Genomic DNA, 23,431 nt, shown 5'->3' with positions numbered 1-23,431 from the left:
CCGAGACTACGTGATGGCACCGGCGATCTTGAGTTCTATGAGTCGCTCGTCGTCCAGCCCGAGGTCGCGCAGGACGTCGTCGGTGTGCTCGGCGAACTGCGGGGCGCGGCCAAGCGCTGCCGGGTCGTCATCGAATTTCACCGGGTTGGCCACCAACCGTTGCGGGTTGCCCTCGGCGTCAATGACATTGGCGATTCGTCCGTTGGCGAGTAGGTCCTGGTCGTTAGCCATCTCCCAGGCGCCCTGAACCGGAGCCCACTGTCCGGTGCTCTTGCTCAGTATTTCCTTGCACTCGGCGAAGCTCAACTTGGCTATGGCGTCGTGGACGATCCCATAGGCGAGATCGGCGTTGGCGGCCATCGACTCAAGCGAATCGAACCGGGGGTCCTCGACATATTGGTCTAGGCCCATCAGCCGGCAGAACTCCGGCCAGTACCGGGTGGGCTGCAGCATCGACAGTTGAACGAACCTCCCGTCTGCGGTGCGGTAGGCACCGGTCAGCGGATTGCCCGGTGCCTGCGTCCGCCGTTCCACTTTCGGTAGCGGTCCGCCCATAAGCATTGCCATGTTGACGTTGAACTGTGTGGTCCAGGCGCCCACTGCGAGTAACGAGACGTCGAGCACCGACGGCTCTCCGGCGACGTGCCGGCCGTAGAGCGCGGCCGCGACCCCGCCTGCGATGGTGATGCCGCCGATGTTGTCGCCGTAGGCGCCTGCGGGCATGAATGCCGATTGGTCGGCGTCAGGAGGATTGAGCCCGTCTGCGCTGCCGCCGCGGGCCCAGAACGCTGTGGCGTCGTATGCGCCAGCATCGCGGTCCGGTCCGTTCATGCCGAATCCGCTGCCCGCCACGAAAATAATGTCGGGGTTGACGTTGCGGATGTCGGCGACGTCGATGCTCAGTTTGGCCCGAGCCGAGGGCAGGTAGTTGGTGAGGAAGACGTCGCTCCGTCGGACCAATTCATCGAAGACCGGTCGCGCCTCGGCGTTGTCCAGCGCCAGCCCGACACTGCGCTTACCGCGGTTGGGCGCGTCCATAATCGGGGCGAACGAGGAGCCCGGCTTGCTTGCCGCTGCGCCGAGCACCTTGACCAGCCCGCGTTGGGCATCGCCGGTCACGGGATGCTCGATCTTGATGACCTCGGCACCCCAATCAGCCAGCACCGCCCCAGCGGAAGGCACGAAGGTGAACTGGGCCACCTCAAGGACACGGACACCGTCGAGGGGCTTGCGCATCAGATGTCCCAGACCAGCGGCCGGCTTTCCAGTCCCAACTGGCTGCCGCTTTCGAGCATCTGCGCGTCCGCAGCCACCCCGTAGTCGGGGATCCGCTTGTGCCATTCCTCCAGGGCAATTCTGAGTTCCTGACGGGCCAAGTGTGAGCCTAGGCATCGGTGTGGGCCGGCACCAAAGCCGATGTGTTTATTCGGTTTACGAGTGATGTCCACCGACGTCGCGTTGGCAAAGGCGGCATCGTCGCGGGTCGCCGCGGCCAGCGGGATGTTCACCATGTCACCGGCCTTCATCGGGCAGCCCTGAACTTCGATGTCCCGCATCACCTTGCGGGCGGGGATCACGATCGCGTAGGCACGGACGAACTCCTCGACCGCGGTGGGGATGATGGCCGGCTCGTTCACGATCCTCTGCCGGTCGTCGTCGTTGCGGGCCAGGTGAAGAAACATCCAGCCAAGCGTGACCGAGACGGTGTCCAGACCCGCCATGAACATCAGCAAGCAGAACGACAGCAGGTCCTGGTCAGTGACCGGTTCCCCATCGATCTCGTACTTCAGGGCGCTGCTGACGATGTCGTCGCGTGGTTCCGCACGGCGCTCGGCGATGACGGTTGAGAACCGGCCCATCACCGACATCATCGCCGCCATCTGCTGTCGCAGCTTCTCTTCGTCACTGCCGCCGGCGTGCAGAATGTCATGCTCCCACGCTAGGAACTGGTCTAATTCGTCGACTGGCAAACCCATCATCTCCAGGAAGATGGTGGTTGGAAAGCGAGCGGCGAAGTCGGCCATGAAGTCGCAAGAGCCGCGGTCGACGAGCCCGTCGATGATATCGATCGCGCGCTGGCGCACCATCGATTCCATTTTCTCGACGGCGCCCGGTGAGAAGAGTGGACCGAGCTGTCGCCGCCATTGCTTGTGCTCGTCCCCGTCCAGCATCTCGGGGATCCACTTGATCGGCGGATTCGGGTCCAGCGCGGTGACCACGCTGTTGGAGAAAGTTTCTGGGTTCTGCATGATCTGCAGGATTCCCTCGTAGTTGCAGACCGTCCAGAAGCCAGGCCCGAATTCGTTTCGGTACCAGGGAAACTGAGCGCGCAGGGCGTCGTATTTAGCGAACCAGGTTCCCTCAGGCTCGGTGGCGGTGTAGTCGAAGGTGACGACCGGCACCGTCGCCGCCTGCTCACTCTTTGTCACGTGCTCCTCCGGGTACCTGCGATTTTCGTGGCTAGATGGCGCATTTCTGCGACTGGCCGACTTGAGAGTATCAGGCGCAGTGGTACAGGGCGAGACCCAGGTCACAGCTGGCTCGACGTTAGCCGTTGCGAACGTGTCCCGGCAGGGCGGTTTTGGTCGCCAATCACCCTCGGCCAGCAAGGTTTTGGGTCTGGCTAGAGTGATGGTCTCGTAGCGCAGGCCAGGGGCTTAAGTCAGTAGTTACATGGTACACGTAGTAATATATGTCGGTGCGACGCCAGGGTGGTGCCGTTGGCGACGTGCGGTGCCACGAGCGCTCGAGCTGCGACGGTCGCAATCGATCGGATGGCGACAGAGCGAACCCGTCATCGGGTGGAGGAATCACAGTGGTTGGCCGATGAAAGACGTGCCGAAGGATGACTCGATCGATCCGAATGCGGCGACCGCCGGCCAACCCGAGGAAAGATTTTCTGTCGGGGCGGAAACGATGGACCGTCGCTACCGATGCGACGCGCCGGCGTTCTCCGTCGGTCCTCGCGATGGCACTGTCGGCCGGGTCGATTCCGTCCGCAGCAGCTGGGAGAAGCTGAAGCGACGGCAGCCCCGCGAGTTGGCAATCCTCATCGACAGGGCCGCCGCTGTGCGGCTGTGGCTCGATAGAAGCGGGTCCGAGCCGCGTGTCATCCTCGAAGATCTCGATAGGGGCGATTACGTGTCGCTGAAGGCCGTCGAGTTATCCGACCTGATCATCGACCGCCAAGGGTACGACGAGTAGCGCACCCATTGGATCTTCAGCTCAGCGCTCGCGGCGGGGTAGCGGTACAGAGGTGTCGAGGTCGGCGGTGATTCCGCGTTGGTTGGCGGCGAAGGTGTCCCAGACATATGAGGTGTCGCCGCGACGCGGGGAGCATCGCCGCGCCGACGAGCCGTCGGCGGGTTCGACTGCCACCGCGTCGGCACCCAAATCGGCCAGGATCCGGCCGGTCAACAGGTCGCGTTCGTCAGTCAGGTCCAACACCCGACAGCCAGCCAGAAAAGTCATCGTCGCCTCCTATCTCCGGACGGGTGGCGGATTTCGGCAACGTCAATGCGCCGTCCACCCGCCGTCCACGGTCAACACCTGCCCGGTCATGTATGTCGAGGCCCGCGATGCCAAATACAGGAGAGCTCCGTCGAGCTCGTCGGGTTCACCCATTCGTCCCATCGGGCATCCCGTGCGCAGATAGCGCCGGCTTGCTTCGTCCTCCATCATCGGAGCCGAGCTTTCGCTGGGGAAGAAGCCCGGCGCCAGAGCGTTGACCCGTATTCCATGTCGTGCCCATTGACACGCGAGGTCACGGGTGAGACTGACCAGCGCTCCCTTCGAGGAGCTGTATGAGGCGTCCGGGATCGGCCAGGCGGCGACCAGACCGAGGATCGAGGAGACGTTGATGATCGAGCCGCTTCCCGCGGCGATCATCGGCGCGGCGGCCAGCCTGGCGAGATGAAAGGCGCCGACCAGATTGACCTCCAATGTGCGCCGGAAGGCATCGATCGGTTCCTCAACCGCTGGTAGGGGAGAGCCGAAGCCGGCATTGTTCACAACGAGGTCGAGCCGACCGTAGCGCTGCATCGTCTGCGGGACGATCTCCTTGACTGCGGAGTCGTCAGCTAGATCGGCGGTGACCGGGAGCACGCGATCGAGTTCGTCCGCGAGCACGGTGAGTCGATCCGAGCGCCGGGCCACGGCGACGACCGAGGCACCCGCGGTGTGTAGCACTCGGACGAACCGGTCGCCGAGCCCGCTGGACGCTCCGGTCACGACGGCAACCTGGCCGCTCAAATCGAAGAGCTCACCGGGGGTCTGCAGAGACGTCACGCGCCACCTCCAAGTCGGGCATTGTCCACCTTTACGACGCGTCCGGAAGCAGGACTCTGTGCCGGGAGTAGTGGACCGCGACTGATCGTACTTATCTAACCTAGTTCACCATATACTGAGCCGCATGGATGGCCGGTTGGGGAAAGAGGCCCTGGTGGTCTGGCGCCGGTCGGCGCATGACTGACCGGCGTGGCGCTCCACCGGCGCGTATCTGGATCATCGCAGCGGCAGAGCTCATCGGCGTACTCGTGCTGGCCCGCATCTTGGTATGGACCGACCGCCCTGCGGCTCACCGCCATGAGCAGGGCATGGCACCGACGCACGCTATGGCGCCCATGCCAGACGTGCCGAAACCATCTGCGCCACAGGTGCAATGGGCGTGGCCCGTGCTCACCGTCGGTGTGCTGGCCGTAGCCGCGTTCGTCTGGTGGGTGTCGCGCCGGCAAATCATCGTTGCCGCGTTGGGCGCCACCGCCGCCATTATTTGCATGGCGTCTCACCCAGTTCGTGTGCTCACTGCGCAGTCGCATTTGGTCGCTATGATCGTTCTCGAGGTGCAGTTGGTTGCGGTCCCGCTCTGGATACTCACGGTCTTGCCGTTCGCCGCAGACACCAGGCGCACCGGTTGCCGCCGTGCTGCGTGGATGCTGTTGACCGGGGGATCGGCGCTGGCTTACGCGGCACTGCTCATCGCGATCCACCTTCCAGGAGAACATCACCACGGAGGGGCAAGGAACGTCGTGCCGTTGTGGCTCGCCATTGCCGCATCGATGATCGGCATAGCGTACTGGTTTGGCGTGCTCCGAACAGCCGCAGTCCTTCCATTGAGGATTCGCCGTATCTCGTTACTCGCAGCGCAAGAAATCGCCGCGCTCGTCGGGCTGCTGTCCGTATTCGGTGCGTGGGACGAGCCGGGCGCCGCTGGCCCTTTGAGGATTTCTGTCGCCTGGGATCAAGCACTCGGCGGGCTCGTCATGCTGGTGACGTGTGCGGCGGTGGCCATTCCGATCGCCCGGCGTCTGCATAGCTGATTCCAGCACGCCATCAGCCAATGCATCCCGCTAAGTCAGATGACAGTCACCGTCGGGGCTTAACTCGCTGCAAAGTCCGCTACCTCCAGGGGATCCCAGATTCGATACCGGTGATACATGCGGCGCCGTTGCGGATACGCACGGCCAAGGACACTGATCTCGGGGGTCAGGTCGTGGACAAGCGCGCCGGGCCTATACATACCTCCGCTGTCAGGTCCGACTCCCCGCCTCGGTGGTGACATTGCCGATCGTAGGTCCTCGCCGAGCCGGTTCTCGGCGATCAGCCCGCTGAGGATCTCGGCGAAGGTCCACGGGGTGTTGAGCACCCATGAGTGATAGGCCTTTGGTAGCGTCACCAACAACGCTCCACTAAGACTTGCCGTATCGACTGCGGACGCGAGAGGGACGATTTTGTCCTGCTCGCCGTGGCAGATGACGACCCGAGTGTTGGCCCTCCGTAGTGCTTTCAGCGCGGTCGCGCTGTCGTCAGCCCGGGCAATTGCTCTCGCCGCGGATGCGAATGTCGCCGGATGGGCGGCCGTGTTGAAGAACAGTTTGCTAAGGGGTGTGCGACACCGCCTCTGCGGTGAAACGCGCAACGTCGTCGGTGTGCACGAACTGTTGGTGCCGGTCTGGATCGGGAACCGGTAATGCGGACTGGAGAAGAACCGGAAGATGGTGTTGTCGACTTCCCGTCCGGCGATGATGCCCGCGCGCACCATCACCGCGTCCACACCGCTGCGGACGATCAGGTCCTCCGCCTCCTTTTTGTGCGCCGCGTAGAAGTGCTCGCGAGGCGGTCGCCGCTCGTCGGTCTCGGTCAACATCGGTGGATGACCGGGCACGGCTCCATACGCGAGCACTGACGATGAGAACACCAGCCGTTGACAGCCCGTTGCGGCCATGGCGTCCAACACATTCCGGGTCCCGCCGAGATTGATCTCTTCGGTGGCGGCCTCCGTCTTGAGCGGAGCGACGACCCACGCCAAATGCACCACCGCGCCACATCCAGACACCGCGTTGGCCACCGCACGGGCGTCACGGACGTCGCCGGCCGTAAACGCGACGCCGTCGACGAGAGTCTGCGGCCTGTTGCGAGCCATAGCGGTGACGTCATGGCCCGCGGCGACCAAGCGCCGACACACGGCACGGCCGAACAGTCCCGTCGCCCCCGGCCACCAGCACTTTCATCTAACGCACTCCCCGAACTCCGGCAGTGCTCAGCGCCGCTTTGTTGCCGGTCGGGTCCGGCTGCACCACGATCGGGGCGCCGATCGGTTCGCCGCCGATGAGCAGTTCGAGAAGGTCATGGTCGCCCTCAGCGGGGTTGGCCAGGAATCGGCGGTCGTCCGCATCGAGGCGGCCGACGACGATGCCGACGGGACCCGATTTGGTGTAACGAACCGTGTACGTCTCGATGCGAGCGTCTCCCTCCGGGACCTGCGCCACCTCGGTGACGGGCCGAGCCTCCAGCTCGGACTGGAGGGCGGCGCTTCGGTCGGCTCGCCAAGTGCGGGGCGTCGTCGAGTAGATGCCGACCGAATACTTCGACAGGGTCCCACCATTGGCGCCGACCAGCCCGTGCGAACCCGGGCGTTCACGCATCGCACGGACCGTCTCGGCAATGGCGTGCATCGAATAGTTATTGCCCGCGCCACCGAAGTAGGGCAGACCACCAGTTAGGGTCAGTCCCCGGGGGTCGTCGGCCGAAAGGCCCATCCCATCACAAACGTTGGATACCGCGATCGGGAAGCAGCTGTAGAGATCGAACGTGGCTATCCCGTCGATGTCGACGTCAGCGACGCGCAGGGCTTCCTTAGCGGCAACCACGGCCGACGGCGCCCGGCTCAGATCAGGGCGGTAGAGCAGATTGCGTTCGCGTAGGTCTGCATGGCCGTGCAGGAATACCCAATGATCCACAGGCACGCCGAGTTCCATGGCGGTGCTTACCGCCATAAGGAGCACTGCGGCACCCTGGTTCACCCGATCGCGCGCCACCATCAAACGCGGATAGGGGTCGGCGATCATACGGTTAGACGTGGTGATCGCGGCCAGCTCCTCGACGCTGCGTTCGACCGGCGACGCGGCGAACGGGTTGGTAGCGGCGACGGTGGTGAACGGCGCGAACAGCTGAGCCATCTGCTGCCGGTACTGCTCGCGGGTCAAGCCCAGTCGTGCCCGGCGGGCGTTGTCCAGAAGCGCGTACTGCGATGGCGCGTCGACCAGACCGTGGGTGACGAATTCGGGACCGCTCATGCCTTCTAATCCGTATCCGCGGTCGTTCAATTGTCCGTCGATGGCTTCGGAGAAGTCGGGCTTCTCGTCACCGGACATCAGGTGACGGATAGTGGAGATGGCCTCGGAGCCGAAAAGCAGTGCGGCGTCGCGCTCGCCGGCGGCGATGGCTCCCGACATTTCGTTGACGAGGTGCTGGGGACCCTGGCCGCCCACAACTTCGAGGATGGCGTCGGTAGGGTTTGCTCCGATGCGTCGTGCGACGGAACGCGGGTAGTTCGTGGATCGTCCCAGCGGGGCGCTCACCCATGGGGTGGAGATTTCGAACTGACGGACTCCGGCAACGGTGTCGATCCGGCGCGCGACAGCGTTCACGTCGGCGCCGCAGTCCCTGAGGGCGGCGCGCGCGGCCCCCGCCGCCAGCTCGACCGCCGACAGTCCTCGGTAGTCGGGATCGTCGATCCGCTCGCTGGATTGGCCGACACCGACGATCACCGGTGTCCGGGGATCGATGGCAGCGCTCATCCCGTTGACTCGTCGGACAATTCGAGGACTCCCTCCCGCGCAAGCTGATCTATCTCGGTATCACTGAGTTTCAGCACCGCATGGCAAACCGACCGGGTGTCTTGTGCCATGACTGGTGCCGGGTTCAATAGCGGTGGCGCAATGGCATCGAAGAGCGCGATGCCGGTCTCGACCGTGAGCGGCTCGTCCCAACCAGGTTGCCGCAGTTGACCGAACGCGTGTCGATGCGCCAGCTGGGGATCGTCGAGCAGGTCCTTGACATGCGCAGCCGCGCCGGCCGCGACGCCAGCCGCCTGCAGTTGTGCCGCAGCGTCCTGCGGATCGAGCGGCATGGCCCACTGCTCGACGGCTCGGGCGAGCTCCTCGCGGTGAGCCAGCCTGCCGTCGGCAGTGCTCAGGTCCTCGCGCTGCGCGAGATCCTCTCTACTGATCGCTGCGGCCAGATTGAGCCAATCGGCATCACCGTCGACCGTCACGGCGCAGTAGGCGTCCTCACCGTGGCAGCGATATACCCCGGAGGGCGCATCGAACTCACCGACGTTGCCCCGGGCGGTCATCGTGCCGGGCTGCAGCGATTCGCGCAGATAGTCGGTGCACAACTGGACGAAAACCGTCTCCATCTGTGCCACAGTGATTTTGGTGCCCCTGCCGCTGCGTCGGCGAGCCACTAGGGCGGCGATGATGGCTGTAACAGCGACCCGCGCCGCGGCGTGGTCGGGGTAGACGGTCATGTCGTCACCGAACCCTTCGGGTGCGTCTGGGTGCCGCCACAGGGTGGTCAGCCCGACTGCTGCCCGCACCAGCGGGCCGTAACCCATGCGCTTGCTCCACGGTCCGCTGCTGCCGAACGCACTGCTTTCGACCACTACGATGGCGGGATTCAGCTCGCGCAGAGTGTTGTCGTCGAATCCGAGAGACTCCATCGTGCCGGGTTTGAAGTTTGTCAACAGGACGTCCGATTTGGCGATCAGGCCGCGCATCAGTTCGGCCCCACGCGGATCCCGCAGATTCAGGCCCAAGCTCAGCTTGTTTCGGTTACCTACTGAGAAGGCGTGGCTGACCCGTTCTGGGGTGTCGGCTTGGCGTGCGCCATCCATGAACGCGCGGTTCTCCACCTTGATGACCTCGGCCCCCTGGTCGGCGAGCAAGCGTCCGGTTTCGGCGCCCACCACGATGACTCCGAGATCCAGAACGCGAAGCCCTTCTAGCGGGCGAGACCGGGGCACGGGCGAAGGTGAACTCACAGATCCAGCCGGCACACCACCGCCGACACCGCCGAGCACTTCATCGGTGTGCTCGCCCAAAGTAGGTGCGCGGAATCGGAATCCAGCACGTTTGCCGCCCAGTTCCAAGTAACCGTTGGCCATTCGGCCGATGAGTCCGGGTGCGACTTCGGCATCGACAAACGAGTTGCGGCCCGTCGCGTGGTCGCTTGTCGCTGCCTCGGCCGGGGTGTTCACACCAGCGATGGGGATGCCGAGTTCGATGCCCCGTCCGACAATGTGATCGCGAGCTTTGTCGGCAAATAGCTCGGCGATCACTTTGCGCAGTTTGTCCCAGGACATGAACCGGGTGATGAGTTGTTCGAACGAAGGATCCGCGAATTCATCGGGCTCGCCGAGCCAATTGAATATCGCCCGCCAATGCTTGGGCGCGAGCATGCACAGCCGGATGTGACCGTCCGCGCACGGAAAGATCGGGTAAAGCATTCGGGCGTCGGGTCGCCCTGGAGGAAGCTCAGAGATCGGGCGCCCCATGGCGGCGGTGCCGGCCATTCCAAAGCCGGGGTCCAGCCCTTGCACGGCTATGTCGTGCAGGGCGCAGTCGACATAATCGCCTAGTCCTGTCTTGAGTGCGCGGTAGTAGGCGATTAGCGCGGCGTACGCCGCCTGGACGGCACCGGCCTCGGTGGCGAGGTTGCCGGGGGGTAGCAGGGGCTCTCGATCGGGAGCGCCGGATCGGGTCAAGACGGACGACATCGCCATCTGCACTGCCTCAGTCCCTCGCCAGTTGCGGTAGGGGCCGGTCTGCCCGAAGGCGGTGATCGACACCACGACGAGTGCCGGGTTGCGCTCTCGCATGACACTGGGCCCCACACCCAGGCCGTCCAGCGTTCCGGGAGGCAAGGATTCGACGACGATGTCGGCGCCGTCCACGAGCGACAGCAGGTCGGCGCGACCCTGGTTGGTACCCAAGTCGAGGACTACGCCCCGTTTGTTGGCATGTGCGGTGAGAAAAGAAAGTCCGGCACCGTCGTGTCGGGGGTGTGCACGTCGTGACGCGAGTCCCTCAGGCGGCTCGACGAGCACCACGCCAGCGCCCAGTTCGGCCAGCAGACGTGTCGACGAGGCGGCGACGCCGTCTGTCAGGTCGATGACACGCGTTCCGTACAGGGGCAGTTCGACCTGATGCTGTAGATCATCACCCAATGGTCTTGACATCATTGTCCGCCTTCACCCGCGCTGGATCCGTCCTATCCGGGGTGCGCCCCCCGTGCGGTGCTCTGGTATCGCTACGGTCGCTCGTTGGTTTGCTCGTCTTGCTTCTGTGCCGAACTCCCTCATAAAGTAAACTAAGTTATCTATGTGGCGCTAGTGTGACGCTAGCGCGGCCTACTCCGACGATGGAGAACGATGGTGTTCAACGGGCAAGTGGCGATGGTGACCGGCGGCGGCAGCGGTATCGGGCGGATCGCCGCGGTGCGGCTCGCCAACCAGGGAGCCGATGTTGCGGTCGTCGACGTCGACGAGACCGGAATGAAGGAAACGCAACGGCTCGGCGGGGACCGGATCGTCCCCTACCAATGCGATGTCACCGACGCGGACGCCGTCAGCGACGCGGTAGAAAAGATCGAGGCCACCCACGGTCCCATCGATCGGCTGGTACACGCGGCCGGAATAATGCCGGCGGGTCGCATCCTCGACACGCCAGTCGAGCGGTTGTTGGCACCGATGAAGATCAACTACTTCGGCACGGTCCACGTAACCAAAGCCGTCCTGCCGGGGATGGTTTCACGCGACCACGGCGATGTTGTGCTGTTCGGGTCGATCGCCGGCTACTCGTCGTCGACCAACTTCTCCGCCTACTGCGCGAGCAAATCCGCGGTGAACACGTACGGCGAGATCCTCATCCACGAACATCGGCATACCAACCTGCGGATGATCCTTGCGGCGCCCTCGGCGGTCAAGACGCCGCTGCTTGAGCAGGCCGTCGCGGGCGGACCCAAGGCATTGCTGGATGCCGTCAGCTCTGGGCGGGCCGCCGATCCCGATGTCATTCTGGATCGCATCGAGAAAGGTCTCGAGCGAGGGACCACGGTGCTGGTACCCGGGCTCGAGGCGCGCGCTACCTGGATGCTCCGCCGACTCTCGCCGGCTCTGCTTTGGCGGCTTGTGCACCTGATGAATAAGGACTGAGAGGCAGTCGTGGCGTCCAACTCCGCTGCAATCCCAGCCCGCGGCCGTGCGGATGCCGCGACCGACATGCGCTCGACGCTGAAAGAGCAGCGCCGCGCCTTCCTGACGGCTGGGCCGCCTTCGGCGGCCACCCGGATCGACCGCATCGACCGCGTCATCGAGCTCATCGTTTCCAATGCTGACGCGCTGGTCGATGCCCTGGTCAGCGATTACGGCCACCGCTCCCGGACGCAGTCGATGATGTCCGACGTGCTCGGTCCATTGCCGGGTATCAAGCACACTCGCAAGCACGTGCGCAGTTGGATGAAGCCGACCCGCTACGGAGCGGGCGCGATGCGGTTGGTCGGGGCGCGAGCATGGGTGGACTGGCAGGCGCTGGGCGTCATCGGCGTGATAAGTCCGTGGAACTTTCCGGTGGGTCTGACCTTCGACCCCGTAACGCAGGCCTTCGCGGCGGGCAATGCGGTGATGGTGAAGCTCTCGGAGTATGTTCCGAACACCTCGGAGCTGATGCGCGCAGAGATCGTAAAACGCTTCGACGCCAACGAGTTGCGGGCCTTCACCGGTGGGGCCGACGTCGGGGCAGAGTTCTGCGCGCTTCCGTTTGACCACATCTTGCTGACCGGATCGCCGGCAACGGGCCGACATGTGCAGCGGGCAGCGGCCGACAACCTCGTTCCGGTAACTCTCGAACTGGGTGGCAAGTCTCCGGTGGTGATCTCTTGGGAGGCCGATCTGAAGGTGGTCGCCGATCGAGTCATGGTCGGCAAGACGATGAACGCCGGCCAGCTCTGTCTGTCGCCGGACTATGTCTTGATCCCTCGCGGCAAGGAACGCGCGTTCGTCGAGAGCGTCAGCGCCAGCGTCGCCCGGATGTTCCCGCGGATCCTTGACAACGACGACTACACCTCCATCGTCAACGAGCGCCATTTCGACCGAATCCATAGGTTGATCGATGATGCTAACGCCAAGGGCGCGCAGATCATCACGATCAACCCTGCAGCAGAGGACTTCTCAACTCAGGCCCCATACAAGATCGCGCCGACACTCGTGGTCGGAGCAACCAAGGACATGCGCGTTATGCAAGAGGAGATTTTCGGTCCCGTGTTGCCGATCGTGACGTACCAGCGCATCGATGACGCGATCGACCACATCAACTCCGGACCGAAACCCCTTGCGGCCTACTACTTCGGGCCCAATGATGCTGCGCGCCAACGCTTCCTGACCCGCACGTACTCGGGCGGGGTGACGCTCAACGACGTTACCCTGCACTACACCGTAGCGGGGATGCCCTTCGGTGGCGTCGGCGAAAGTGGCATGGGCTACTATCGCGGACGCTCGGGTTTCGAAGCCTTCAGCCATGGCCGCGGCGTAATGGACGCCCCACCACGTTTCTCGATGTCGGCCGCGCTCGCGGCCCCCTACACCGGGATCAAACAGCGCGGGCTTCGGGCCATGACTGCCCTCGAGCGACAGTCAATACGTCGGCGGTTGCGCAAGTCCCGTAAGGCCGATCGTCAGTCGACGAACCCGTGAGTACAGGTAACGCACAGACCCCATTAGGGCACGACGCGTCCTCGGCGCCATCCTGTCCGGGCACCGATTCGTCCAGCGCGTTAAGGACAACGGCCCAGGTGGCGAATCATCCGCTGTCTCCGTTGATTCCGTTGCGTCCGCTAGGCATCGGCCCGGTATCGCGCGGGCGGCAACGTCGAGCCAGACGGGCGTTCACGGTTCTGCAAGTGGTCGCACTCCTACCGACGGTTCTGGTGCGCTCGTCTCGGGCCAAGGCGGTGGGGCTCGGCCTCAGCCTTCCAGGGGCGGGCTTTCTGTTCGCCCCGCCGATGGGGATCTGCCGTCGTCTCGCTGGTCACCTTCGTGCTCAGCGCAGTGGCCTGGGTCGGTGCCGGCATGACCACCGGCCCGATCACAGTCCGGGTGGGCTCAGCGGTTCTCGCCGGCTGGGACTTCTTGCGCAGAACCGTCATCGATCCGACTCCGGAATCCGCCCGCTCAGGTCCTATCCTCGATGAGGTCGCCTATCCCGGTGCCCTGGTCGCCCGCGCCACCAGCGACGGCGACGACTTGCACTTGGTCCTTCGTCCGGGGCGAGAGCGTTCAACCGAGGTGTTGCATCTCGCGCGTTTGCAACCTGATCGCCGTTACCGGGTCACCGGAGCCACATCAGACGCGCTCATCGCCGACGCCGAGGGTCGCGCCCAGGTGAGCATCGATTTGAACGCCGCAACGAAATCCGCGTCCAACCCGAGTAGGTACTTCATCGACGTACGCCCGCCGTCAGACGGTTCACGCTCGCCCCAAAGCGAAAGGAACACCACTCGCATGGGACTAGGTCTGCCTGATCGCCCCGCCTCCGGATCTTTGATGAGCGCCCGTGCCCGACGGTAACCTCGATCTGATGCCTTTCAACCACCGCACCAGGTGGTATCGCGATGGTTGGTATTCCGACCGCACCTGCTTGGACGCTTTCGAAGCCGGGGCGGCTGAAAACGGCTGTGTGCCTGTGACGTTCGTTGCCGGGGACGCGGTATGCAATCGGACAGTCCGCGACATCCACGACCGAGCCCTTGCTTCGGCGGCATCATTGCAGCGACTTGGGGTGCGTGGCGGCGACGCGGTCGCGGTTCAGCTGCCCAACCGGGTCGAGTGTGCGGTCGCCTACCAAGCGGTGTTGTGGTGCGGCGCGGTGCTGGTGCCGATCGTGCACATCTACGGCGTGCGCGAGGTCGCGTTCATTCTCAAGCAGTCGTGCGCGAAGGTGCTGATGATGCCCGAACGCCATGGATCGATCGTCTACAGCGAACGGCTACACGAGCTTTCGCGCATCGATTCCTTAAAACACGTCGTCGTGCTGGACGCCCAGCCCGGCGACGGCTACCTCGCGTGGTCGCAACTCGATGGCCCCGTCGCGCAGTACCGGCGCCCCGCAGTGGATGCCGACGACGTATGCCTGCTGCTGTACACCTCAGGCACCACTTCTGCGCCCAAAGGTGTTCAGCACAGCCACAACACGGTTCTCGCCGAGCAGAAGACCATGCCGGCGTTACTAGCGGGTAAGCCGGACGATGTGTCGCTTGTTTCCTTTCCGCCCGGCCACATCGCGGGGGTGGGGTCGATGCTGCGACCACTGATCAACGGCACCCGAACCGTGTTCATCGACGGCTGGGACCCTGCCCTGGCGGTCGAGGTGGTACATCGTTTCGGCGTGACCTGCACCGCGGGCACACCGTTTCACCTCGCGGGCATCCTGGATCTGGGTGACACCGGGAACAAGCTGGCAAGTCTGCGGGAGTTTCTGGTGGGCGCCGCGCCGGTCGCCGAGGAGATCGGCCGCCGCGCCGCGAAAGCCGGAATCAGCACTTTCCGCAGTTACGGCGCTACCGAACATCCGACCGTCACTGGCGAACACGAGGGTGAGCCGGAGTGGGCCCGGCTGAGCACCGATGGAAAACCCCTGCCAGGGTCGGAGATCCGCATCGTCGGACCGGACGGCGCGGACTGCCCCGCGGGAGTGGACGGTGAAGTGGTCGTGAGCGGTCCCGACCAGTTCATCGGCTATCAGGATCCCGCGCTCAACGCCGATGCCTTCACCGTCGATGGCTGGTTCCGCACCGGCGACCTTGGTCATGTCGATGCTCAGGGCAGGTTGACCATCACAGACCGGATCAAGGACGTCATCATCCGCGGTGGTGAGACCATCTCCTCGGGTCAGGTCGAAGAGGTCCTCAACGCACACCCTGCAGTCGCCGACGGCGTGGCCGTGGCTGCGCCACATCCGCGTTACGGCGAAGTGGTCGCCGCGGTCGTGGTGCTCAAATCGGGCTGTGCGCTCGACCTCGACGGGTTGCGGGCGCACTTCGTCGCATCCGGGCTGGCAAGGCAGAAGACTCCTGAACGTCTCGCGATCGTCGGCGAATTACCGCGCACGTCGCTGGGCAAGGTGCGCAAAGCGCAACTGCGCAGTGACCATTTCGGCGTCATGGCTTCCGAAACATCTCCCTATGGCGTCTGATGTCGTCGGTCCGGACTGTCGGGTCGCGCTCAACACGGTCGTGTTCGACTCAGTATTTTGTCGCGCGCAGGTCTCTGGGTGGAAAGCGCACGTTGATGGTGGACCCTCGACATTGCTTACCTAGTAACCTATGTTGGCACTAAGCAGCGTGGCGGCAGGACAGAGGTGAGCGGATGCAGAAACCGATGACCGGTGTGCGTGTCCTCGAGGTCGCGCATTTCACCTTCGTGCCGACTGCGGGCGCGGTCCTCGCCGACTGGGGCGCCGACGTCATCAAGATCGAGAACCCGGTGACGGGGGATGCGCAGCGAGGCCTCGTCACCGTCGCAGGTCGTTCCTCGACCACAGCGGGAGTCTCGTTTTCGCCCATGGTCGAAGCCCCCAACCGCGGTAAGCGCAGTGTCGGACTATCCCTGGCGCTCAAGCAGACCCGGCCGGTGTTCGAGGAGCTCATCCGGCACAGTGATGTCTTCCTGACCAACCTGCTGCCGCAAGCGAGGGCGAAACTACGGATCGACCTGGACGAGGTACGGCGGATCAATCCGTCCATCGTCTACGTCGCGGGCAGCGGCTTCGGTAGCAAAGGCCCCGATCGTGAGACAGGCGCACACGACGCAACGGCATTCTGGGCGCGTGCCGGTAACGCCGACGGAGTCACGCCGACGGAATCCGAGGTACCAACGGGAATGCCGGCGGGCGCATTCGGGGACAACATCGGTGGCATCACCATCGCAGGCGCGGTCGCCGCCGCGCTTTACGGCCGACAAATGACGGGACAGACGTCCGTCATCGATGTGTCTTTGTTGGCGGTCGGGGCGTGGGCCAATCAGTCCAGCGTCAACCTCGCCATGCTCTATGGTTGTCCGCTGCCGAAGATCGATCAGCGGACGCAAGCCCCGGGCAACCCGCTCACCGGTGCTTACCGATGCTCGGACGGTCGCTTTATTCAGCTCTCAATGCTTCAGCCCACGCGGTACTGGACCCCCGTTTGCCGACTTTTCGGACTCGACGCGGCCGCAGTGGACGAGCGATTCGCCTCGCTCGAGTCGTTGGCGGCCAACGCCGATGAAGCCGCCGAGTTGCTCGCCGACGCGATCGGATCGCGAACCTTCGACGACTGTACGCGGCTGCTCAGCCTTCTCCATGGCCAGTGGTCTCCGGTGCAGGATGCCTGGGAGGTCGCCCACGACGAGTCGTTGATCGCCAACGGCCGCATCGCCGACGTCAGGGACGCCCAGGGCAATCATCAACGGCTGGTGGCCAACCCGGTGAAATTCGATGAAGCCGCCGCCCACCTCACCCGTGCACCGCAGTTCGCCGAACACACCGACGAGGTGCTGCGGGAACTCGGCATGGACGATCACGAGCTGATCGAGCTGAAGATCGAGGGTGCCATCACCTGAGCGTCTGCGACCCCCATCACCGTTTGCGTTCCCAACCCGCCCAGGTGCCGATCATAAAGGGGCCGGCCTCGCCGTTGGCCTGGAAATACCCTTGCGGATCAAACACTTTGGTCTCGGGATAGCGCCAGTGCAGAGCGGTCGAGGTGGCGATGCCGGTGGCCCGCATGATACCGAAGGAGAGGCCGTAGCCGACGTAGACGACGCTCATCACTGCCCACGCGATCACGAACGCGCCGACATAAGGGCGGTTCGCGAATACCTGGTGCGCCTCGCAACGGTCTCCGACCAGGTGCGTCCGGTGTCGTCGACCCACATCAGCGGCGCGGCAACCGACAGCATGATGCCGAACAACGCGGCCTCCCAGATGAGCGGAAATTGGTGCGCAGTGCCGTTGAAGATCGAGCCCAACCATCACCTGGCACGCGCGCTGGTTCTGGATTCACTCTTAGGATGCGCCAGGTGAACTAGCCGAAGCGATCCGCAACGTATGACCGGCGCAGAAATGTGACAGTGTACTGTCATAGATCTCGAACCGTACGGCCCTGGAGAGTGCTGACGTGGCAGGTCCGCTGAAGCTGGTGATCGGCGCGAGTGGCTTCCTCGGTTCGCACGTGACGCGGCAACTGGTGCAGCGCGGCGATGCCGTCCGAGTCCTGCTGCGGCGCACCAGTCCTACCGTGGCGATCGATGACCTTGACGTCGAACGCCGCTATGGAGACGTCTTCGACGATGAGGCATTGCGTGACGCGATGACGGGTTGTGACGACGTGTTCTATTGCGTTGTCGACACCAGGGCCTGGTTGCGGGACTCGACGCCGTTGTTCCGCACCAACGTGGAGGGGTTGCGTCACGCACTCGATGCTGCAGCAGATGCGGATCTGCGGCGCTTCGTCTTCACCAGCACCATCGGGACGATCGCGCTGAGTACCGACGGCCTGCCAGTGACCGAAGACAAACCGTTCAACTGGCTCGACAAGGGTGGGGGCTACATCCGTTCCCGCGTCGAAGCAGAGCGGCTCGTCCTACAGTACGTCGCCGAGCGTGGGTTGCCCGCAGTTGCACTGTGCGTCGCAAACACCTACGGCCCCGCTGACTTTCAGCCGACCCCGCATGGCTCACTGGTGGCCGCGGCGGCCCGCGGCAAGATGCCGGTGTACGTCAAGGACATGTCGATGGAAGTGGTCGGCATCGAGGACGCGGCTCGCGCGTTGATACTCGCCGCTGAGAAGGGCCGCGTGGGCGAGAGGTACATCATCTCCGAGCGCTTCATCAGCGCTCGCGAGCTCTATCGTACGGCTGCCGAGGCGGGAGGAGCGAAACCGCCGCGGTTAGGGGTTCCGTTGAAGGTTATGTACGCGTTGGGTTTTGCTGGAGACGTGGCCGCAAAGGTGCTGCGGCGCGACCTACTGCTGTCCACTCTGTCCGTGCGGCTCATGCACATCATGTCCCCGATGGACCACGGCAAGGCCGTGCGGGAGCTTGGGTGGCAACCGAAGCCGATCCACGATTCGATCCGTAGCGCCGTGGCGTTCTACCAAGCGCGCCAGCCGCCGCACCCTTTCTCGCGGCGTTGACCTGGTGACGATACGTCGGCGCAGTAGTACGGGGTCCAACAGGAAGGCACCGCCAAGTCATCAGATAAGCGCATCGTGTTACAAGAATGAGGTCCTTTCACGCACCGCGGGCCACAGGCAGTTCAGCGGCGCCGTTCGCTTCGGGTCCTCGGATGGAAGGGAGTGACGTTCGTGGCGAAGAGTTTTCGGTTCGGTGTTGCGCTGTCGACGCTGAAGTCGCGATCCCAATGGCGGGACGCCGTACGGCGCGTGGAGGACTTCGGCTACGACGTTCTGCATTTGCCGGACCATCTCGTCACGCCTGCGCCATTTGCCGCGTTGCTTTCCGCCGCGGAAGTCACGACGATGCGACTCAGCCCGTTCGTACTCAACGCCGGGTTCTACAAACCGGCATTGCTGGCTCGCGATGTCGCGGCCATCGACCTGCTCACCGACCATCGATTCGAGCTTGGGTTGGGTGCAGGTTATGTGAAGGAAGAGTTCGAAGCAGCGGAATTGGTGTTTCCCAGCGCTCGGGGCCGCGTCGATCACCTCAGCCACATGACAGGTTATCTCCGTGAGCATGTCCCCACTGTGCCGATCATGATCGCCGGATCAGGTGATCGAGTGCTGACACTTGCAGCGAGGCAAGCCAACATCATTGGTCTCAGCGGCAGCCGCGCAAATAGCACTGCGGCCGATCCGCTAGACGACTTGGTGGGTTTCATTCGCGACCGGGCAGGAGACCGTTTCGACGACATCGAGTTGAACCTGATGATTACGGCGTTGCCGCACGATGACAGCGGGGTCCCGAAAGTGTTGCGGACATCGGGCTTTGGACAGAGTCTTTCCGAGGAGCAGATACTCGCCTCACCAACGACGCTTGCTGGTTCGCCCCGCACCATGGCCGATACATTGTGTCGCTACGTCGAGGACTATGGCATCACATACATCAGTGTTCCGCAGTTGCACGCCGAGGCATTCAGCAAGGTGATCGCTCAAATTCGTTGAGGCGTCGGGGCGCTGCACGCCGTCCGAGCGTGTCGGTGCTCCGTTGTGGCGTCGGGGCGTTCACGGCCGGACCGGAGACGGTGGCCACACCTGAAGGACACTCTCAATGGACGCTAACCATCGCGAGCCCGGTCGCGGGGAAGTTTCCCGCTGGTCTGCAGTTCGGCGCGTAGCGCCTGCGCGTCAGACGTGTGCTCCAGCACCGACATCACGTCCGCCGACAGCTGAAGGTGCTGGCGCATGCCCATTTGCTCCCAGGCGCGCACCAGCATGGTCTTCGTCGCCATCAAGGTCGACAGCGGGGCCCTGGCAATCTTGGCCGCCAACGCTTCCGTCACCGGCTCGAGCTCGTCGCGGGTGACGACGCGATTGACCAACCCCATCCGCAGCGCGTCCTCAGCGGTCAATGTCTGTGCGGTGTAGAGGTATTCGGCGGCGCGCTTGAAGTTCATAAACACCCATGGCTCGATCATCGTTTCCCCGCCCGCGAAGCCGAGGCCGGGGACCAGTGGCATCTGAAAGTAAGCGTCCTCGGATGCGATAGTGACCTCGGGCAGCAGCGCCCAGTAGGTTCCGCCGCCGATCGCGTAGCCGTGCACCTGGGCAATCATCGGCTTCGGGAATTCCCAGTATCGCAGCGTGGGCCAGAGGAACAATTCCTTTCCGCCCTGGTAGTTGCTCCCCATGTTGGCCTGTGACTCGGCGAACTCGGGGTAGGCGTCGGGGGCGATGACATGTCCGGCGCAGAAGCCCTTGCCGGTGCCCTTGATGATCACCACCTTGACCCCGTAGTCCTGGCGGGCCTCATCGAGGCAGGAATCCACTTTGCTCACCATCTCCGAGGACTGTGCGTTCGCCCGCTCCGGCCAGTTGAGGATGATACGGGCGATCGCGCCGTCGCGCTCATAGCGCACGACGCCGTGATCCCCACTGTAGGACGGCCTTTCGGTCATTTTGCCGGGTCCTTCCTGTTGCCCCGATCAGGTCGTTCAGTCGGTGTGCGACCGCGCGGGTGCTTTTAGCGCAGGGCTAGATGCCGCCCCGGGCAATCAGTTGAGAGGCGATGACGTTGCGCTGTATCTCGTTTGTGCCTTCTCCGACGATCATCAGCGGGGCATCACGAAAGTAGCGCTCGACGTCATACTCGGTGGAATAGCCGTAGCCTCCGTGGACTCGGACGGCGTTCAGCGCGATCTCCATGGCGATCTCGGACGCGAACAGCTTGGCCATTCCGGCCTCCATGTCGCACCGTTCGCCGCTGTCGAACTTCTCGGCGGCATACCGCGTCAGTTGGCGTGCCGCCGTCAGCTTGGTGGCCATGTCGGCGAGATAGTTACCGACGGACTGGTGCTTCCAGATCGGTTGGCCGAAGCTCTCCCTCTGTTGCGAATAGGCCAGGGCGTCCTCCAGTGCGGCGGTCGCAACGCCCAAAGCGCGGGACGCGACCTGGATCCGGCCGGTCTCGAGTCCCTTCATCATGTGACCGAAGCCCTTACCGGGCACACCGCCGAGCACCGCCGATGCCGGCACCCGACAGTCGTCGAATGACAACTCGCACGATTCGACACCCTTGTAGCCGAGCTTGGGCAGATCCCGCGACACGGAAAGGCCCCGACCGTGCTCCACCAGCAGCACCGAGATGCCTTTATGGCGTGGGACGGCGCCGGGATCGGTCTTGCACAGCAGCGCTATGAGTCCCGATCGCCGGGCGTTGCTGATCCAGGTCTTGGAGCCGTTGATGACGAACTGGTCCCCGTCGGCACGCGCGGTCGTGGTCATCGCCTGTAGGTCGGAGCCCCCGCCCGGCTCCGTCAACGCCATTGTGGCGCGCAGCTCACCGGTCGCCATGCCTGGCAGGTACTTCTGCTTTTGTTCCTCGGTGCCGAACAACGAGAGCAGCTTCGCCACGACGGTATGCCCACCCATCGCGCCGGCCAAGCTCATCCAGCCGCGGGCAAGCTCCTGGGTCACCTCGACGTAGCACGGCATCGAGACCGGCGATCCGCCGTACTCCTCAGGCACGGCCAGGCCGTAAATTCCGATGCGCTTCATCTGTTCGATCCACGCCTCGGGATATTCGTTGGCGTGTTCGATTTCGCGGACGGCAGGCTTCACGTCTCTATTGACGAAGTCACGCACCGTGCGGACCAGCATGGTCTCTTCTTCGCTGAGAAGCGCGATCACGGGGCTTCCTGATTGATTACGTTGGGGGACAAGGATCTAGCTGATCAACTCGCCGGCTATGAGTTCGATGTCGGTGCGAAAGTCGGAGAAGCTGCGGCTGGCCGGCTCAACGGTGATCCAAGTCACCCCGGCATCGGCGTACTCGTTCAGTCGTGGCTTCACTGACTCGACGAAATCTCCACTGTCGCCACTCACGAGCCGAGCGGCTTCGAACGGAACGAATGACACATCAGCGGGTGCACGTCCGAGTTCGGACCGTCGCTGGTTCACTCCCGAGATGAGTTCGGCCAGTCGGGCGATGTCCTCAAGCGGCGGGGTCCGCGTGATCGCCGCCGTCTCGGCAGACTGGCCCATCGGAATCCAGCCATCGGCGGTGTCGACCACCCGGCGCTGCGCGGCCTTGCTGTTCCCGCCGATCCAGATCGGGGGTCCCCCGGCCGTGGCGGGGAGGGGCAGTGCCACATGGTCGGCGATCCCGAACTCGGGCCCGTGGTGCTCCTCGCCCGCCCAGGTGGCCTTCCACGCGACGATGGCCTCGTCCAACAGCGCTCCGCGACGGTGGAAGTCAGCTCCGAGAGCCTCGAACTCGGTTTTCAGATATCCGGCGCCGGTACCAAGCGTGAACCGGCCACCGGATAGTAGGTCGAAGCTGGCGGCGGCCTTGGCGGTCAGGTAAGGGCTGCGGTAGCCGGACACCAGTATGTAAGTCATGAGTCGCAGTCGGGTGGTGGCAGCGGCTGCGAAGCTGAGCGAGACGAACGGATCGAAGGCGTGGTGCCCGCCGTTGGCCAACCACTGGTTGTCGGGGAAAGGATGCTCGCTCATCGAAAAGCCTTGAAAACCAGCGCTTTCGACCGCTTTGGCGACCTCGCCCAGGCTGGCTCCCTCGCTCCAACGTTGCCAGTGCTTGACGGCGCGCATCGGAAACATCACGTTGTACTGCAGGTTCACCGGCAATCCTTGAGTTGTGAGCGCCAGTCGGGCATACGCGCGCCCGAGGTCAGCTCCGCGCTGCGGCGGCTGCCCGTAGGTCGCGTGCGCTTTGGAGTTGTGGTTCGTGGTTGGCTTCGTAGCGTTCGATCCACTCGTGGGGCAGTTTGGCCCAGGCTTCGCCGATACGTAGGCGTTGGGCGGAGCTGAACACTTCGGCGGCCACGACGTCTCCGACGAAGATGGTGTTCTCGTCGTTGTCCAGTGATCCGCTGATACGGCATTCGACGTAGCTGTGGGCGTCAAGCAGGATGGGTGCACCGGTGATGCCGCGCTTTGTGCGCAGTTTGGCGATCTTGTCGCCGTCGCGCCCGGAGCTGCCGCCCAGGGTCATCAGGATGTCCATCGAGGCGTCGATCTCCTCGGGGCCCGCGGAGAGCATGTGCATGACGAAGATCCCGGAGTTGACCAGCATGTCGTGGGTGCGGTTGTACTTGGTCAGGCTCACGGTGGCCCGGGGTAGTTCGGGCACGATGCTGGCCGAGCCGGCCGACAGCGACATCAGGCCGTTGGCGAAGCCGTTGTCGATCGTGGTGACCGCCACCGGGAAGGGGCGCAGACCCGCCAGCACCTTGTCCGCGGCCGCGACATCGAGCGTCATATGTGTGTCTCCTCGGGGCTGATCTCACGGCATTCGTCGAGCCGTATGCCCACATTATTACCGCATAGTACTGTCAGAATCAAGCCTTATGTCTCTGGCCTAGGTCCGTAGAGGAGCGGGAAAATAGCGCGTTTATTAGGTAATACGCCGCCCAGCGTAGAA

The 23,431-nt window shown here is 63.9% G+C and carries 20 protein-coding genes and 1 pseudogene; 8 read left to right on the top strand and 13 right to left on the bottom strand.

What is annotated here, in order from left to right:
* Nucleotides 1–6 precede the first annotated feature (6 nt).
* The gene (locus AC0KTM_RS12460; protein ID WP_472415648.1) at nt 7–1,236 is read right to left on the bottom strand and encodes a CaiB/BaiF CoA transferase family protein; all 1,230 of its coding nucleotides are present in this window, start codon (nt 1,234–1,236) and stop codon (nt 7–9) included.
* On the bottom strand, nt 1,236–2,402 hold the full coding sequence (locus tag AC0KTM_RS12455) for a cytochrome P450 (RefSeq protein WP_472415647.1): 1,167 nt from the start codon (nt 2,400–2,402) through the stop codon (nt 1,236–1,238). Before AC0KTM_RS12455 ends, AC0KTM_RS12460 begins: the two co-directional genes overlap by 1 nt.
* Nucleotides 2,403–2,826: 424 nt before the next feature.
* On the opposite strand from AC0KTM_RS12455, the gene AC0KTM_RS12450 reads away from it, so the two are divergent.
* The gene (locus AC0KTM_RS12450) at nt 2,827–3,204 is read left to right on the top strand and encodes a hypothetical protein (protein ID WP_472415646.1); all 378 of its coding nucleotides are present in this window, start codon (nt 2,827–2,829) and stop codon (nt 3,202–3,204) included.
* Nucleotides 3,205–3,225: 21 nt separating this feature from the next.
* On the opposite strand, the gene AC0KTM_RS12445 is transcribed toward AC0KTM_RS12450, so the two are convergent.
* On the bottom strand, nt 3,226–3,471 hold the full coding sequence (locus AC0KTM_RS12445; protein ID WP_472415645.1) for a CoA transferase: 246 nt from the start codon (nt 3,469–3,471) through the stop codon (nt 3,226–3,228).
* 42 nt (nt 3,472–3,513) lie between these two features.
* Complete coding sequence (locus AC0KTM_RS12440) at nt 3,514–4,287, bottom strand: SDR family NAD(P)-dependent oxidoreductase (RefSeq protein ID WP_472415644.1); 774 nt, start codon at nt 4,285–4,287, stop codon at nt 3,514–3,516.
* A gap of 176 nt (nt 4,288–4,463) precedes the next feature.
* Between AC0KTM_RS12440 and AC0KTM_RS12435 the strand changes: the two genes are divergently transcribed.
* On the top strand, nt 4,464–5,318 hold the full coding sequence (locus AC0KTM_RS12435) for a hypothetical protein (protein ID WP_472415643.1): 855 nt from the start codon (nt 4,464–4,466) through the stop codon (nt 5,316–5,318).
* Between the two features lie 59 nt (nt 5,319–5,377).
* Here AC0KTM_RS12435 and AC0KTM_RS12430 read toward each other — a convergent pair.
* The 3 genes and pseudogenes from AC0KTM_RS12430 to AC0KTM_RS12420 form a co-directional block, all read right to left on the bottom strand.
* A pseudogene (locus AC0KTM_RS12430) lies at nt 5,378–6,481 on the bottom strand (NAD-dependent epimerase/dehydratase family protein); the annotation flags it as partial.
* Nucleotides 6,482–6,509: 28 nt separating this feature from the next.
* A complete protein-coding gene (locus AC0KTM_RS12425; RefSeq protein WP_472415642.1) occupies nt 6,510–8,078 on the bottom strand; it encodes an acetyl-CoA acetyltransferase in 1,569 nt (522 codons plus the stop codon).
* A complete protein-coding gene (locus AC0KTM_RS12420; RefSeq protein WP_472415641.1) occupies nt 8,075–10,519 on the bottom strand; it encodes a CaiB/BaiF CoA transferase family protein in 2,445 nt (814 codons plus the stop codon). The genes AC0KTM_RS12425 and AC0KTM_RS12420 overlap by 4 nt, the downstream gene beginning before the upstream one ends.
* A 192-nt stretch (nt 10,520–10,711) precedes the next feature.
* Between AC0KTM_RS12420 and AC0KTM_RS12415 the strand changes: the two genes are divergently transcribed.
* The 4 genes from AC0KTM_RS12415 to AC0KTM_RS12400 all read left to right on the top strand — a co-directional run bounded on the left by AC0KTM_RS12415 (nt 10,712) and on the right by AC0KTM_RS12400 (nt 16,930).
* Nucleotides 10,712–11,494, top strand: coding sequence for an SDR family NAD(P)-dependent oxidoreductase (locus AC0KTM_RS12415; RefSeq protein ID WP_472415640.1), 783 nt, complete (start codon nt 10,712–10,714; stop codon nt 11,492–11,494).
* Nucleotides 11,495–11,503: 9 nt separating this feature from the next.
* The gene (locus AC0KTM_RS12410; RefSeq protein ID WP_472415639.1) at nt 11,504–13,030 is read left to right on the top strand and encodes a coniferyl aldehyde dehydrogenase; all 1,527 of its coding nucleotides are present in this window, start codon (nt 11,504–11,506) and stop codon (nt 13,028–13,030) included.
* An 883-nt stretch (nt 13,031–13,913) separates the two neighbouring features.
* Nucleotides 13,914–15,527 carry an AMP-binding protein gene (locus AC0KTM_RS12405; RefSeq protein WP_472415638.1) on the top strand — a complete coding sequence of 538 codons (1,614 nt, stop codon included), beginning with the start codon at nt 13,914–13,916 and terminating at the stop codon, nt 15,525–15,527.
* 173 nt (nt 15,528–15,700) lie between these two features.
* Complete coding sequence (locus AC0KTM_RS12400) at nt 15,701–16,930, top strand: CaiB/BaiF CoA transferase family protein (RefSeq protein ID WP_472415637.1); 1,230 nt, start codon at nt 15,701–15,703, stop codon at nt 16,928–16,930.
* 16 nt (nt 16,931–16,946) lie between these two features.
* Here AC0KTM_RS12400 and AC0KTM_RS12395 read toward each other — a convergent pair whose 3' ends face one another.
* Together AC0KTM_RS12395 and AC0KTM_RS12390 are read right to left on the bottom strand one after the other, a co-directional pair.
* A complete protein-coding gene (locus AC0KTM_RS12395; protein ID WP_472415636.1) occupies nt 16,947–17,138 on the bottom strand; it encodes a hypothetical protein in 192 nt (63 codons plus the stop codon).
* A 14-nt stretch (nt 17,139–17,152) separates the two neighbouring features.
* Nucleotides 17,153–17,338, bottom strand: a complete 186-nt coding sequence (locus AC0KTM_RS12390) for a spirocyclase AveC family protein (RefSeq protein ID WP_472415635.1) — start codon at nt 17,336–17,338, stop codon at nt 17,153–17,155.
* Nucleotides 17,339–17,487: 149 nt separating this feature from the next.
* On the opposite strand from AC0KTM_RS12390, the gene AC0KTM_RS12385 reads away from it, so the two are divergent.
* Both AC0KTM_RS12385 and AC0KTM_RS12380 read left to right on the top strand, forming a co-directional pair.
* A complete protein-coding gene (locus AC0KTM_RS12385) occupies nt 17,488–18,504 on the top strand; it encodes an NAD-dependent epimerase/dehydratase family protein (protein WP_238956030.1) in 1,017 nt (338 codons plus the stop codon).
* A 171-nt stretch (nt 18,505–18,675) separates the two neighbouring features.
* Nucleotides 18,676–19,494, top strand: a complete 819-nt coding sequence (locus AC0KTM_RS12380) for a TIGR03621 family F420-dependent LLM class oxidoreductase (protein ID WP_041785642.1) — start codon at nt 18,676–18,678, stop codon at nt 19,492–19,494.
* Nucleotides 19,495–19,607: 113 nt separating this feature from the next.
* On the opposite strand, the gene AC0KTM_RS12375 is transcribed toward AC0KTM_RS12380, so the two are convergent.
* The 4 genes from AC0KTM_RS12375 to AC0KTM_RS12360 all read right to left on the bottom strand — a co-directional run bounded on the left by AC0KTM_RS12375 (nt 19,608) and on the right by AC0KTM_RS12360 (nt 23,269).
* A complete protein-coding gene (locus AC0KTM_RS12375) occupies nt 19,608–20,447 on the bottom strand; it encodes an enoyl-CoA hydratase-related protein (protein ID WP_472415634.1) in 840 nt (279 codons plus the stop codon).
* Between the two features lie 76 nt (nt 20,448–20,523).
* Nucleotides 20,524–21,675, bottom strand: coding sequence for an acyl-CoA dehydrogenase family protein (locus AC0KTM_RS12370; protein ID WP_041785639.1), 1,152 nt, complete (start codon nt 21,673–21,675; stop codon nt 20,524–20,526).
* Between the two features lie 39 nt (nt 21,676–21,714).
* A complete protein-coding gene (locus AC0KTM_RS12365; RefSeq protein ID WP_196771514.1) occupies nt 21,715–22,629 on the bottom strand; it encodes an LLM class F420-dependent oxidoreductase in 915 nt (304 codons plus the stop codon).
* A gap of 49 nt (nt 22,630–22,678) precedes the next feature.
* Nucleotides 22,679–23,269 (bottom strand): flavin reductase family protein, encoded by a 591-nt coding sequence (locus AC0KTM_RS12360; protein ID WP_014384966.1) that lies wholly within the window; start codon nt 23,267–23,269, stop codon nt 22,679–22,681.
* Nucleotides 23,270–23,431 lie beyond the last annotated feature (162 nt).

This window comes from Mycobacterium sp. NTMscope_Eco_3 (assembly GCF_976985685.1).
This window is presented reverse-complemented; position numbering and strand designations above follow the sequence as displayed.